The sequence below is a fragment of the Streptomyces paromomycinus genome (assembly GCF_003865155.1).
GTDB classification, from domain to species: Bacteria; Actinomycetota; Actinomycetes; order Streptomycetales; family Streptomycetaceae; genus Streptomyces; species Streptomyces chrestomyceticus.
In genome coordinates, this window is sequence record NZ_BHZD01000001.1 from 6,775,925 (window position 1) to 6,788,739 (window position 12,815).

The 12,815-nt window shown below is 73.6% G+C and carries 12 protein-coding genes; 3 read left to right on the forward strand and 9 right to left on the reverse strand.

What is annotated here, in order from left to right; genetic code table 11:
- Positions 1-71: 71 nt before the first annotated feature.
- The gene (locus OEIGOIKO_RS29050; protein ID WP_125056515.1) at positions 72-1,262 is read right to left on the reverse strand and encodes a PucR family transcriptional regulator; all 1,191 of its coding nucleotides are present in this window, start codon (positions 1,260-1,262) and stop codon (positions 72-74) included.
- Positions 1,263-1,335: 73 nt separating this feature from the next.
- Between OEIGOIKO_RS29050 and OEIGOIKO_RS29055 the strand changes: the two genes are divergently transcribed.
- The gene (locus OEIGOIKO_RS29055; protein WP_461791927.1) at positions 1,336-2,010 is read left to right on the forward strand and encodes a pirin family protein; all 675 of its coding nucleotides are present in this window, start codon (positions 1,336-1,338) and stop codon (positions 2,008-2,010) included.
- Between the two features lie 53 nt (positions 2,011-2,063).
- Here the strand turns inward: OEIGOIKO_RS29055 and OEIGOIKO_RS29060 are convergent, their stop codons facing one another.
- Positions 2,064-2,882, reverse strand: coding sequence for a serine hydrolase domain-containing protein (locus OEIGOIKO_RS29060; RefSeq protein ID WP_125047221.1), 819 nt, complete (start codon positions 2,880-2,882; stop codon positions 2,064-2,066).
- 218 nt (positions 2,883-3,100) lie between these two features.
- Between OEIGOIKO_RS29060 and OEIGOIKO_RS29065 the strand changes: the two genes are divergently transcribed.
- Both OEIGOIKO_RS29065 and OEIGOIKO_RS29070 read left to right on the forward strand, forming a co-directional pair.
- Positions 3,101-3,568: a MerR family transcriptional regulator gene (locus OEIGOIKO_RS29065; RefSeq protein ID WP_246177578.1), complete on the forward strand. Its 468-nt coding sequence runs from the start codon at positions 3,101-3,103 to the stop codon at positions 3,566-3,568.
- Positions 3,569-3,575: 7 nt separating this feature from the next.
- Positions 3,576-4,604, forward strand: a complete 1,029-nt coding sequence (locus OEIGOIKO_RS29070) for an aldo/keto reductase (RefSeq protein ID WP_125056516.1) — start codon at positions 3,576-3,578, stop codon at positions 4,602-4,604.
- A 75-nt stretch (positions 4,605-4,679) separates the two neighbouring features.
- Here OEIGOIKO_RS29070 and OEIGOIKO_RS29075 read toward each other — a convergent pair whose 3' ends face one another.
- The 7 genes from OEIGOIKO_RS29075 to OEIGOIKO_RS29105 form a co-directional block, all read right to left on the reverse strand.
- On the reverse strand, positions 4,680-5,906 hold the full coding sequence (locus OEIGOIKO_RS29075) for an acyltransferase family protein (protein ID WP_125056517.1): 1,227 nt from the start codon (positions 5,904-5,906) through the stop codon (positions 4,680-4,682).
- A 61-nt stretch (positions 5,907-5,967) separates the two neighbouring features.
- Entirely contained in the window at positions 5,968-7,134 is a 1,167-nt protein-coding gene (locus OEIGOIKO_RS29080; protein ID WP_125056518.1) for an alpha/beta hydrolase, read from the reverse strand.
- A 233-nt stretch (positions 7,135-7,367) separates the two neighbouring features.
- On the reverse strand, positions 7,368-8,048 hold the full coding sequence (locus OEIGOIKO_RS29085; RefSeq protein WP_125056519.1) for a response regulator: 681 nt from the start codon (positions 8,046-8,048) through the stop codon (positions 7,368-7,370).
- Entirely contained in the window at positions 8,045-9,385 is a 1,341-nt protein-coding gene (locus OEIGOIKO_RS29090; RefSeq protein ID WP_170251903.1) for a sensor histidine kinase, read from the reverse strand. The genes OEIGOIKO_RS29085 and OEIGOIKO_RS29090 overlap by 4 nt, the downstream gene beginning before the upstream one ends.
- A 159-nt stretch (positions 9,386-9,544) precedes the next feature.
- Entirely contained in the window at positions 9,545-10,441 is an 897-nt protein-coding gene (locus tag OEIGOIKO_RS29095) for a DUF4429 domain-containing protein (RefSeq protein WP_125056521.1), read from the reverse strand.
- A 176-nt stretch (positions 10,442-10,617) separates the two neighbouring features.
- Positions 10,618-11,841 (reverse strand): alpha/beta hydrolase, encoded by a 1,224-nt coding sequence (locus OEIGOIKO_RS29100; RefSeq protein ID WP_246177580.1) that lies wholly within the window; start codon positions 11,839-11,841, stop codon positions 10,618-10,620.
- A gap of 220 nt (positions 11,842-12,061) precedes the next feature.
- Complete coding sequence (locus OEIGOIKO_RS29105) at positions 12,062-12,763, reverse strand: TetR family transcriptional regulator (RefSeq protein ID WP_125056522.1); 702 nt, start codon at positions 12,761-12,763, stop codon at positions 12,062-12,064.
- Positions 12,764-12,815: the final 52 nt, after the last annotated feature.

Below are 12,815 nucleotides of genomic sequence, written 5' to 3' on the forward strand. Positions count from 1 at the left end.
GGGAGGTCCCGCCCGCCCGTGGGGACAGGGACGAAGAACCATCAGGGGAATTGTCGGTGTTCTACAAAAGACTAAAGTTGGCTGTCCCCGTCGGCCAGACGCCCCAGGATCAGCGCGATGCGCAGCGTGAAGGCGGAGCGTACGTCCGAAGGTGACCACCCGGTGACGTCGGTCACACGTCGCAGCCGGTAGCGCACGGTATTGGGGTGCACGAAGAGCATCCGTGCCGCGCCCTCCAGGCTGCTGGCTTGTTCCAGATACACGCTCAGCGTCTCCAGGAGCGCCGAGCCTGCTTCCTCCAGCGGTCTGTAGATCTCCTCCACCAGCTGGTCACGCGCCGCCGGGTCGGACGCCATCGCCCGCTCCGGCAGGAGATCGTCGGACAGTACGGGACGGGGGGCATCCGGCCACGCGGCACAGGCCTTCAGTCCCGCCGCGGCGGCCTGCGCGGACCGCGTCGCGGCCAGCAGGTCGGCCACCACCGGACCGGCCACCACCGGGCCCGCCGCGAACGGTCCGATCAGGGCCTTCGCCGCCTTGAGCGGATCGTCCGAGCCGCCCGCGATGACCACCAGGCGGCTGCCCAGGACGCCCGTGAGCACCTGGAGCTTGGCGTGCCGCGAGGCGCGGCGGATGGCTTCCACCGTCAGCTCGCTGTCCCCGTCGGGGGCCGTGCCCAGTACAACGCACACATGTTCGGGAGAATTCCAGCCGAGCGCGGCGGCCCGCGAGATCGCCCCCTCGTCCGCCTCCCCGGACAGCACCGCGTTGACCACCAGCGACTCCAGCCGCGCGTCCCACGCGCCCCGCGCCTCGGCGGCCTGCGCGTACACCTGGGCGGTGGCGAACGCGATCTCCCGCGCGTAGACGAGCAGCGCCTCGCGCAGCACGCCCTCGTCCCCGGGGGCCGCCACGTCGTCGATCGCCGCCTCCATGACCTCGATGGTCGTACGGACCATCTCGACGGTCTGGCGCAAAGTGATCGCCCGGGTCAGCTCGCGCGGCGCCGTGCCGAACACGTCGGTGCTGATCGCCTGCGGCGTCTCGGGATGCCGGAACCACTCGGTGAAGGCCGCGATGCCCGCCTGGGCGACCAGCCCGATCCAGGAGCGGTTCTCCGGCGGCATGGCGCGGTACCACGGCAGCTGCGCGTCCATGCGGGCGATGGCGTTGGCAGCCAGCTTTCCCGACGACTTCTCCAGGCGGCGGAGGGTCGCGGTGTGCGGATGCGGGTGCGGGTCGCGCGATGCGGGTTCAGACACGGGGACAAGCCTGCCTTATCGGGGCGGTGTGATGGCGCGGTGGGCTCTCGGGGGCGGGGGCTACGGTGGTCGGGTGATCCAGGTACACAGAGGCGACGAACGCTATCCGGGCGGTGACGCGGCGGCCGGCATCGAGACCCGGCACGCCTTCTCCTTCGGCCCGCACTACGACCCGGACAATCTGCGCTTCGGCCCGCTCGTCGCCTGCAACGAGGAACGGCTGGCGCCCGGCGCCGGTTTCGACGAGCACCCGCACCGCGACACCGAGATCGTCACCTGGGTCGTCGAGGGCGAGCTGACCCACCGCGACTCCACCACCGGCCACGAGACGGTGGTGCGGCCCGGCGACGTGCAGCGGCTCAGCTCGGCGGACGGCGTGCGGCACGAGGAGCGCAACGACGGCGCCGGGCCGCTGCGGTTCGTGCAGATGTGGCTCACGCCCACCGGGCCCGGCGGCGAGCCGGAGTACGAGGTGGTGCGCGGCATCGCCGACGGCACGCCGTACGCGCTGCCCGGGGCGGCCTCGATGCTGCACGTACGACGGCTGGCCGACGGCGAACGGTCCGCCGTGCCGGACGCGCAGCGGATGTACGTGCACGTCGTACGCGGCGCGGTCCTGCTGGCCGGCGAGCGCCTGGCGGCCGGGGACGCGGCGCGGGTCACGGACGCGGCGGACCTGGAGCTGGCCGCCGAGGGCGCCGCCGAGTGCCTGCTGTGGGAGATGCCGGGCGAACCGTCGTACGGCTGAGGGGGTGGCGGGCCGCCGTACGGCCCGGGGCCCCGCGGCACCGCGGCGCGTGTTCAGCGCAGCTCGGCGAGGATCGCGTCCGTGAGCGGCGGCCACGCCTCGATCGCCCAGGGGCCGAAGGCCCGGTCGGCCAGCGCGACGCAGGCCGCGCCCGCGTCCGGGTCCACCCACAGGAACGTGCCCGACTGGCCGAAGTGACCGAATGTCCGCGGCGAGGACGAAGCGCCCGTCCAGTGCGGCGACTTGCCGTCCCGGATCTCGAAGCCCAGGCCCCAGTCGTTGGGGTTCTGCATCCCGTAGCCGGGCAGCACACCGCGTACGCCGGGGAAGACCACCGAGGTCGCCTCGGCGAGCGTCTGCGGCGCCAGCAGCCGCGGCGCGAGGAGCTCGGCGCCGAAGCGGGCCATGTCGGCGGCGGTCGAGACGCCGTCCTTGGCGGGTGAGCCCGGCAGGTCGGTGGCGGTCATGCCGAGCGGTTCGAGGACCGCCTCGCGCAGATACTGCGGGAAGGGGATGTCGGTGGCCTTGGCGATGTGGTCGCCGAGCGCCTCGAAGCCCGCGTTCGAGTACAGCCGGCGCTCGCCCGGCGCGGCCTGCACCCGGTCCTCGTCGAAGGCCAGCCCGCCGGTGTGCGCGAGCAGGTGGCGGACGGTCGAGCCGGGCGGCCCGGCCGGTTCGTCCAGCTCCACCGCCCCTTCCTCGACGGCGAGCAGCGCGGCGTACGCGGCGAGCGGCTTGGTGACCGAGGCCAGCGGGAAGCGGTGCTCCTGGGGACCGTACGATCCGGCCACCGTCCCGTCGGTCCGTACGACAGCGACGGCCGCGGTCGGCACCGGCCAGTTCTCGATCATCCGAAGGCTCTGCAAGGGCATGGCCACGAGCCTAACGCTCCGGGTCGCGGGGCCGGGACGGGCCGGGGGAGAAGGCGCGTCCGGGCCGCGCGGGCAGCGGATCTCCGGATCGCCTCAAGACCGGGTCAAGACTTCGCTTGCTTGGAGTGCACTCCAAGTCTCTAGCGTTGAAGCCGTCGTGAGAGATCCGGAGAAAACGTTCCGGCGACGGAACATCCGGCGACTACGGGAGGCGCGGCATGACGGTGACGGCGACGGACCGGACGGTGCGGGAACCAGCACGGCTGACGGCCTGCAAAGGGCCGGTCCTGCACCCGCGGCCCACCGGCCGCGACCAGTACGCGATCAGCGAGGTCGCCGAGGTCACCGGCCTGAGCGCGCACACCCTGCGCTGGTACGAACGGATCGGGCTGATGCCGCACGTGGACCGTACGCACACGGGCCAGCGCCGCTTCAGCAACCGCGACCTGGACTGGCTGGACCTGGTGACCAAGCTCCGCCTGACCGGCATGCCGGTCGCGGACATGGTCCGCTACGCCGAACTGGTACGCGAGGGCGCGCACACCTTCCCCGAGCGGGAACGGCTGCTGACCGCGCACCGCGAGGACGTACGGCAGCGGATCGCCGAACTGCAGAGCACGCTCCAGGTCCTCGACTACAAGATCGACGTTTACGCCGACGCCCGCCGGGCGTCGGAGAGAGTCTGAGGACGGCATGACCACAGAGCACATCGGCACCGTTCAGCTGGGCGCCTCCGGACCGCTGGTCGGTGTCCAGGGCCTCGGCTGCATGGGCATGAGCTTCGCGTACGGCCCGACGGAGGACGAGGGCGAGGCGAGGGCCACGCTGGAGCGGGCGCTCGAACTGGGCGTCACGCTCTACGACACCGCCGACATGTACGGCATGGGCCACAACGAGGAGTTCATCGCCCCGTTCATCCAGGCGCACCGCGACGAGGTCGTGGTGGCGACGAAGTTCGCGATCGCCGCGGACCCGGCCGACCCGCTGAACCCGGCCAAGCGGGCCATCCGTAACGACCGCCCCTACATCCGCGAGGCCGTCGAGGCGAGCCTGCGCCGCCTGGGCGTCGACGAGATCGACCTGTACTACATGCACCGCCGTGACCCGGCCGTCCCCATCGAGGACACGGTCGGCGCGATGGCCGAGCTGGTGGCCGAGGGCAAGGTCAAGCACCTGGGCCTGAGCGAGGTCACCGGCGGCGAACTGCGCGCGGCGCAGGGCGTGCACCCGATCGCGGCCGTGCAGTCGGAGTGGTCACTGTTCAGCCGGGACGTGGAGAACAGTGTGGTGCCGGCCGCACGCGAACTCGGCGTCGGCTTCGTGCCGTACTCGCCGCTCGGCCGCGGCTTTTTGACCGGCTCGTTCGTCAGCGCCGACAAGGAGCTGACCGACGACGACTTCCGCCGTCAGCAGCCCCGCTTCACCGGCGACAACGCGAAGACCAACGCGGCCCTGCTGGAGCCGGTCCGTGAGGTCGCCGCGGCCCACGGGGCCTCGCTCGGGCAGGTCGCGCTGGCCTGGGTGCAGCAGCAGGCGCAGGTGCACGGCCTGGCCGTGGTACCGATCCCGGGAACGCGCAAGCGCAGCCGGATCGAGGAGAACGCGGCCGCCACGCACCTCGTGCTCAGCGAGGCGGAGCTGGCGCTGCTGGCGCCCGTCGCGGGCAAGGTCGCGGGTGAACGGTACGCGGACATGTCGTTCACATCGGCGGGCCGGGAGTAACACCCCGCTCGCGCGGCGGGTGGAGCCGTCCCCCGACCGGCTCCACCCGCCGTGTCTTTCGCGCCCGCGCCGGGCTCAGGCGAGCCCCAGCGCGAACACCGTGAAGGCCGCCGCCAGGGTCCCCGCCACGGCCCGCCGGGCCGTCGTGACACCGGTCCACGGCGCCTCGAAACGGCGGGTCAGACGGCCGATGAGCAGCAGCAACACCGCGAAGACCGGCAGCCAGGCGAGGCGGGCCAGGACCCAGCCGGCGGTGTCCGGCGCGGTGGTGAGACCGGGCACGGCACCGAGGAAGGACGCGGGGACGGCCGTCGAGAACATCGCCGTCTGGTGCCAGCACAGCACCGTCATCGCACAGAGGTTGACGACGACCACGGGCGCCCAGAGAGCAGGACGGCGCAGCAGCCGGGCGATACGGTCGCGCAGCAGGATCGCGGCGCCGGACTGGGCGGCCGCCAGCGCGAGGACCAGCAGCGACGGCGGGTGGGAGTTCGTACGGTCCTGGCCCGGGACACCGACCATGCTCGCCGGGTAGTGGAAGAACAGCAGCAGCGCGGCGAACAGGGCGGTACCACCGAGCAGCAGCACCCAGGCAGCACGCCTGCCGAGCCGCTTCTCCCCCCAGGACACGCCCAGTTGGTACGCGAACAACCAGCCCGGCAGCAGGTTGAGCAGACTCAGCCACGACGGCATCGCGTCGGCGTACGGCCCGTACCGCAGGAAGTCCACGACGGCGACGGCGCCCAGCAGCGGCGCCGCGGCCCAGGCACCCAGGCGGCGCGCCGCGCGGACGCAGTACGGCGTGAGCGCCGTGATGCCCGCGTAGACGCCGACGAACCACAGGGGCTGGATGACCAGCGTCGCGCCCGTACGGAGCGTCGCCTCGGGCACGCCGAGCGTGGACAGTACGGGAATCAGCGCCGCCCAGACAGCGGTCACCCCGAGGACGGGACGGCCCAGCCGCGCCAGCCGGGCCCGCAGCCAGTGGCCGGTCGACTCCCCGCGCGCGGCGGCCCGGTGGAAGGACAGCACCGAGGCGTACCCGCCGACCAGGAAGAAGATGCCGAGCATCTGGAGCACCCAGCTCGCGGGCGCCAGGGCGGCGAAGGAGGACAGCGGGCTCGCGTTGTGCAGCGCGCCGCCGGGGTCGAGGGTGAAACCGCCGAGCAGCCAGTGCCCGGTCGGCACGGCGAGCAGCGCGAGCGCGCGCAGGCCGTCGACGGCACGGTCGCGGTGGGCGGGGGTGCGGCCCTCGATGGTGCGGATGGTCTTGCGGACGGGAGCCAGGAGTGGGGCGGCCATGAGGGCCTCCTTCGGAGGAGGTTCGGGCGGGGAGGAGGAAGAGCGGGCTGCGGCGCAGTCGTCAGCGCACCCGGTCGTAGCGGCCGAGCGCGATGTCGGCGAAGTTGCGCAGCGAGTCGGTACCGGGCGCGAGGTAGCCGGTGTGCCCCTCGGCCGTCCTGGCGGGCACCCGGCGCGCGCCGAACTCCGGGTCCGTCGGGTCCGTACCGTGCCCCAGGCCCAGGAACTCGACGTTCGGCACGTTGCCGATCCAGTCGGAGGCGTCCCGGGCGGCCCACACCCGGGCGGTGGTGTGCAGCGCCGCCACACTGTCCGTGCGCATCCCGGGGGAGCCGAAGACGATGAGGTCCGCGATCCGCCCCGGCTCCAGCAGCGGTACGGCCTGAGCGCACACGACCGTGCCGTAGCTGTGGCACAGCAGGGCGGGAGCCCGGACGCCGGCGGCGGCCAGCCCGTCCAGGAAGCGGGCCAGGCGCGGGGCGCCGGCCTCCGCCAGCCGGCCGGTCACGGCGTCCGGGCCGAGGCCGACCGGCGTGGTGTAGCCGGTCCAGGCGATCGCGGCCGTACGGACACCTGGCGCTTCGGCGGCCATCCGGGCCCGCAGCGACTTCGCCATGCCGGACGGCGTGCCGTACGGGTCGCGTGCGCGGTCGGACGAGGACAGGTCGATGTCCGAGCCCGGCACGAACACGGACGTGCGCTGCGCCGCCACCAGGTCTCCGAACACCTCGGCCACCTGGCCGCGGCCGCGCGGGTCGAAGGCGAGTATCTGGCGGCCGGGGCGCAGGAGTTCGGCGTACCGGGCGGCCAGCCGGCGGGCTTTCCGGTGGTCCTGGAGGGTGCCGGCCGGATCGGTGGCACGGGCTGTCTGACGGTCGCGTTCCGCCGCCAGCGCGAGGGCGTTGGCGCGGTAGCGCAGGGCTACCGGCGCGCCGTCCAGGTTGCCCACGGTCAACGGGTGACGGGCCGCCAGATCCTGCCGCTGCGCCTCGCTCAGCGCGGCGAAGAAGCGGGCGATCTGCGCCGGGGAGGCGGTCGCCGGGTCCGGCAGCCGCTTGCCCAGCGAGTGGTCGGCGCGCCAGGCGGCCGCGCCCGGCGCGGGGCCGGTGACGGCCTCCTGGGTGGACCCCGCCGCCCAGCCGCCGGTGCCGCCGACGACCACCGCCGCCAGCGTGAGCGCGACGAGCGTGCGCCTACCGCGTGGGGTGAACCGGCGCAGCAAGGACATGGTGGGGTCTCCCTCTTCCGTTGGCGTGACGGAGGGAAACGTAGGAAGCGGGTGGGTGACACGGCGTCACACCGCGGAGCCAACTGTCCGCTGATACCGGGGTAGGGGGTGCCTGACCTGCTCGTCCTTCAGCACGACCGGCCATCCCCCGGGCACCCTGGGGGGTTACCCCCACCCCGCCCCCATCGGCCGGTGCTGCGGCGGGCGCGGCCTGGGGGCGTGGGGGAGCCCGCTCAGTTCACGCCGGGGGACACCAGGCCCGACTCGTACGCGAAGATCACGGCCTGCGCGCGGTCGCGCAGCTCCAGCTTGGCCAGCACCCGGCCGATGTGGGTCTTCACGGTCTGCTCGGCGAGCACCAGCGCCTCCGCGATCTCCTGGTTCGACAGCCCGCGGGCGATCAGTTCCAGTACCTCGGTCTCGCGCGGGGTCAGCCCGTTGAGGCGCAGCGCGGTCCGGTCCTTGCGCGGTGCGGGCCGCTGCCGGGCGAAGTCGGCGATCAGCCGCCGCGTCACGGACGGCGCGAGCAGCGCCTCGCCCGCCGCGACCACCCGTACCGCCGAGATCAGGTCGGCCGGCGGCGCGTCCTTCAGCAGGAACCCCGACGCCCCCGCCCGCAGCGCCTCGTACACGTAGTCGTCCACGTCGAACGTGGTGAGCATCAGCACCTTCGGCCGGTGCACGACACCGGGCGGCGGGTCCAGCAGCCGCCGGGCCGCCTCCAGTCCGTCCATCTCCGGCATCCGCACGTCCATCAGCACCACGTCCGGGTGCGTACGGCGGCTCAGTTCGACGCCCTGCACGCCGTCCGGCGCGTCACCGACGACGTCGATGTCGCTCTGCGCGGCGAGCAGCGCGGCGAAGCCGGCGCGCACCATGGCCTGGTCGTCGACGATGATCACCCGAGTGGTCATGCGGGGTGGTGGTCCTTTGCTGTTATGGGGAGTTGGGCGGCGACCCGGAAGCCGCCGTCGGGCAGGGGCCCGGTGTCCAGGGTGCCGTCCAGCAGCCGTACGCGCTCGCGCATGCCGACCAGACCGTGTCCCGTACCGGAGGTCTCCAGCGGCGCGGCGACGCGCGGCGGGGCGTTGTTGACGACCAGGACGGTCAGCCGGCCGCGGGCCTCGTCGGCCGTGACCGAGACGCGGGTGTGCGCGCCCGGCGCGTGCCGTACGACGTTGGCCAGCGCCTCCTGCACGATGCGGTACGCCGACAGGCCCACCGCGGGCGCCAGGGCCACCGGTCCGTCGGGCAGCGCCAACTCGACCGGCACCCCCGCCCGCACCGTTCCCTCGACCAGTTTCGGCACCTGCTCCAGTCCGGGCTGCGGTGCCTTCTCCGGGCCACCGTGCCGCTCCGTCTCCTCGCTGCGCAGCACGCCCAGCAGCCGCCGCATCTCGGCCAGCGACTCGCGCGCCGTGGCGGCGATCGTGCTGAACTCCTCCTGGGCGGCTTCCGGTATGCCGCTGATCCGGTACGGCGCGCTGTCGGCCTGGACCGTGATCACCGACATGTGGTGGGCGACGACGTCGTGCAGCTCACGGGCGATCCGGGTGCGCTCCTCCAGCAGGGTGCGCATGGCCCGCTCCGCCTCACTGATGTTCTCCTGCTCGATCAGCTTGCGCTGGGCCGCCCCGCGCTCCCGGAGCGCGCCGCCGACCAGCAGGAAGAGCCCGGACAGGACGAACATCAGCACCCAGGTGCCGTCGCTGCGGTCCGGCCGGACCAGCTCGAACAGGACGCTCACGGCGCCGGTCGCGCCCCAGACGGCGATCAGCGTGCGGCGCCGCTCGCGCAGCGAGAGCGCCAGCATCAGCACGAGATAGCCGATCATGACCGTGGCCGGCCAGGGCCAGGCGCGGCCCTCTCCCACCGGCACGAAGGCCAGCGCTATGCCGCCGAGGACGTCCGCCGCGAAGATCACCCACCACGCCTGGAGCGGCCGGGTCACCGCGAGCAGCAGCGGCACGGTCTGGGCGGTGGCCAGCGCGCCCGCCGGGCCGCCGCTGAGCCCGTAGTCGTGCGTGAGCACGTGCACCGTCGAGGGCAGCAGGGAGGCCATGAAGGCGAAGGCGACCACGTACGGCAGCAGGCGCAGCCAGCGGTTCTGCACCTGGCCGAAGAGCGCGGCGCCGGGACCGGTCGGCCTCCCGAGGTCCTCGGCGAGGGTGCGCAGCGCGTGCTGCCCGGCCCGCAGGACGCGGGTGCGGGTGGAAGGGTGGTCGCCGGTGGGGCGGGATGTGGTCTGCATGGCCTGATCAGCGTAAGCGGCGGCCGGGGGCCGGGACGTCATACCAAGGGTGGCCTCTGCCGTCATACCCCGGTACGGGGACGGGCCGGCCGGGAGCCCGGGTGGTGTGCCCGGGCCGGGCGGGCGGGTGCTCCGGCCGGCCCGTCGTCCCCGCGCCCGCTACAGCTCCGCCAGCAGCTCGGCCTTCTTCGTCGTGAACTCGGCGTCCGTCAGCAGGCCCGCCGTGTGCAGCTCGCCCAGCTGCCGGATGCGGTCGGCGATGTCGGCCGGGTCGCGGCGGTCGTCGGTACGGGTCCGCACCGGCTGACGGGGGCCCGCGTCGGCGCCGGGCGTGGCCGCCCGTACCGCCTGGAGCACCGAGGCGGCGAACGGCAGCGACTCGTGCACCGGCCCGTACCCCAGCCCGAAGACCACCGAGGCCGGGTCCTGGTCCGCCTCGCCGGGCCGCCGGTCCTCCGCGCCGCGCTCCACCAGCCGCAGGTACCCGTTGCCCGACAGCACCCCGGCGCCGCCTTCCGGCGAGCGCCACTCCACCCCGGTCAGCCCGCCGACCGGGAAGTGCTGGTCGCCGCACTTCCACTTGGCCGACGACGCGCCCGTCCAGAACCAGCGGAACGCCACCGAACTGCCGTCGAAGGACGCCTTGCCGTCGTACGCCTTGAAGGTCAGCGGCGGCTCCGGCGCGGCCACCAGATGCTCCTCGGCGGGGAGCGCGGCGGCGGGCCCGAGCACGCCGCGCAGCTCGTCGCGGTAGTACTCGGCGAGGGTCTCCCGGTCGGCGGGCAGCGCCAGGCGGTACGGGTCGAGATCGTCCTTGAGCTGGCCGTCGGCGGCTTCCATCAGCGGGTCGGCGCCCGGCCGGGGCACCGCGCGCAGCACCACGGTGCCGCGTCTGCCCGGCGACAGCTCGACGGACCTCAGCGCCTCGTAGGGGACGCGCCGTTCGCCGAGCGCCTGGAACAGCTTCGGCCTGCGGATCCCCCGTTCGAAGCGGATGAGCACGGAGTCCGTGTCGAACTCCCAGACGGCGTGAGAACCGGCCAGCACATCACCCATGCGGCTCATCGTAAGCGGCGGTCGCCCGCCCGTCCCCCTTCCGGACATCATGCGCTACGCGCGTCAAGCCGCTTTTGCCCCATGTCACCCCTGCGCCCGGCCCGTCCGGTTCACGCCTTGCGGACCCGGAGCCGGGCACAGGTGCGGACCCGGGCGCGGCGTCGCTCGCCGTCGGCTCAGGCCAGGTCGGCCGAGCACTCCCGGTCCTGCGCGGCGCAGTGGACCGAGGAGACCGCGCCCACCCCGATCTTCGCGAAGTTGCGCAGGCTCTCCGTGCCGGGCACGAAGTACCCGGCGTGGCCCTCGGCGCCGGCGGCCGACAGCACCCGGGAACCGAAGGCCGCGGTGACCGGGTCGGCACCGTGGCCGAGCCCGCCGACCTCCATGTACGGCACGTCCTGGATCCAGTCGTCGGGGTTGCGCATCGCCCACACCCGGGCGCCGGCACGCAGCCCCGCGGCGGTCTCCGCCCGCATCCCGGGGCTGCCCGCCACCGCGATGTCGGTGACGCTGGACGGCAGCCGGTGGGCCGCGACGCCGCACACCACGGAGCCGTAGCTGTGGCACATCAGCGCCACGGAAGCCGCCTTCGGCAGCGCCCGCACCAGCGCGTTCAGCCGTACCGCGCCCGCCTCGGCGAGCCGCCCGGTGGCCGCGCCGACACCGAGCCCGGCGGGCGCGGTGTAGTCGGCCCAGGCGATCACGGCCGTACGGGAGTCGCTGTCGCGCACCGACCGCTCGGCGTCGTAGAGCGACTTGGCCATCCCGGCGGGCGCGCTCGTCGCCCGTGCGGTGCGCTCGAAGGTCGCGAGGTTGGTGTCCACACCGGGCACCACCACCGAGACGTGCCGGGCCTGCCGCAGGTCGCCGAAGACCTCCGCGGCCCGGCCGCCGCCGGCCGGGTCGAACGCGAGGATCTGCCGGCCGGGACCGCGCATCGACGCGAAGCGGTGCATCAGCCGGCTCGCCTCCTGGCGGCCCACCGGCGTCAGCCGCCGGTCGTGCATCCGCTTCCGCTCCAGCTCGCCGGCCTGCCGCAGCGCCCGCTCGTTGGCCTGGTAGCGCAGGTCGACGGGGGCGCCGCCCATGTTGCCGACCACCAGCGGGTAGCGGTCGGCGAGCGTGGCCCGGTCGGCACGGCTCAGCTTCCGGAAGAAGGCGGCGAGCGTGCCGGGCGCGGAGTCGGTGGCCGGCAGCCGGTGGCCGCGGAAGGAGGCGTGCTCCCAGGCGGACCGCGCGGTGGCCAGCGGGTTCGCGTCGTCCTTGCTGCCTCTGACGGCCGTCCAGCCGGTCATCGCGAGCATCACGAACACCACCAGCAGGGCGAGCGCGGCACGCCAGGCGGTGGACTGCAGGAAGCCGAAGGAGGGGGCACCGAGGCCCGGAAAGGAAGAAGTCACCGCGGGCCACCCTAGGAGACATGACGGGGTGCCCGCCGAGGGGGTGAGCGATATCACGTTTCACGCTGGTCATATGGGGCCACTTCGGACACGGTGCGGTAACGGTCGTCGCTCAGACGTGCGGGAACGTACTCACGGAGGCACTCGGGCGGCCGACGGGGGCCGGTCCCGGGGGCGTTGCCTCCGGGATGCTGCCTACGGGGCCGCCACCGGCCTCCGCTCAGTCGCGCCAGTGGCCGCACACGGCCGGGCCGATCTGCGCCAGGTACTCCTCGGTGATCTCGCGGATCGACTCCACGCTGACGTCCTCGCCCTCGCCCCACACCTTCCCGGCGACCCGCATCACCCCGCTGAACGCCGCGACCACCACCCGCGGCCGCGGGTCGGCCGTCACGTCCACGCCCTCGCGCCGCGCGATGAGCCGCGCTATCTGCTCCTCCAGCTCCGAGTAGCGGCGCCAGTGGGCGGCCATGAGGGCGGGCGTGGACTCGATCATCTGGTACGTCCGCATGTGCAGTTCGAGCGGAATCACCGACTGGATCGCGCCGCCGATGTCGTCCCACGAGGTCATCACGGCGCTGCGCAGCGCCTCCAGAGGGGCCTCGGCCGCCGGCCGCCGTGCCAGCTCCTCGGCGAAGCGCGCCTCCACCATCTCGTGGACGGCGAAGACGACCTCCTCCTTGCTCGCGAAATAGCGGAAGAACGTGCGCTGCGAGACGTCCACGGCCTCGGCGATCTCGTCGATCGTCGTCGCGTCGTAGCCGTGCGCCGTGAACAGTTCCAGGGCGGAGCGGATCAGCGCGTCACGGGTGCGCTGCTTCTTGCGCTCGCGCAGGCCGCCGGTCCCGGTGCTGCCGGAGGGTTCGCCTCCGGGGGGACGGGCGGTTTCAGGTCGGGTCACCTGCGGCGTGGAGCCGGTCATCCTGCGCCGCCTTTCTCGTTGTTGCCGCTGCTCAGAATACCTGTGAGCTAAA

What these genes read in the sequence shown, in the direction of transcription:
- OEIGOIKO_RS29060 (WP_125047221.1), bottom strand. Translation starts at nt 2,882, where the DNA reads ATGCCCTTGCAGAGCCTTCGGATGATCGAGAACTGGCCGGTGCCGACC.
- OEIGOIKO_RS29065 (WP_246177578.1), top strand. Translation starts at nt 3,101, where the DNA reads ATGACGGTGACGGCGACGGACCGGACGGTGCGGGAACCAGCACGGCTG.
- OEIGOIKO_RS29070 (WP_125056516.1), top strand. Translation starts at nt 3,576, where the DNA reads ATGACCACAGAGCACATCGGCACCGTTCAGCTGGGCGCCTCCGGACCG.
- OEIGOIKO_RS29075 (WP_125056517.1), bottom strand. Translation starts at nt 5,906, where the DNA reads ATGGCCGCCCCACTCCTGGCTCCCGTCCGCAAGACCATCCGCACCATC.
- OEIGOIKO_RS29080 (WP_125056518.1), bottom strand. Translation starts at nt 7,134, where the DNA reads ATGTCCTTGCTGCGCCGGTTCACCCCACGCGGTAGGCGCACGCTCGTC.
- OEIGOIKO_RS29085 (WP_125056519.1), bottom strand. Translation starts at nt 8,048, where the DNA reads ATGACCACTCGGGTGATCATCGTCGACGACCAGGCCATGGTGCGCGCC.
- OEIGOIKO_RS29090 (WP_170251903.1), bottom strand. Translation starts at nt 9,385, where the DNA reads ATGCAGACCACATCCCGCCCCACCGGCGACCACCCTTCCACCCGCACC.
- OEIGOIKO_RS29095 (WP_125056521.1), bottom strand. Translation starts at nt 10,441, where the DNA reads ATGGGTGATGTGCTGGCCGGTTCTCACGCCGTCTGGGAGTTCGACACG.
- OEIGOIKO_RS29105 (WP_125056522.1), bottom strand. Translation starts at nt 12,763, where the DNA reads ATGACCGGCTCCACGCCGCAGGTGACCCGACCTGAAACCGCCCGTCCC.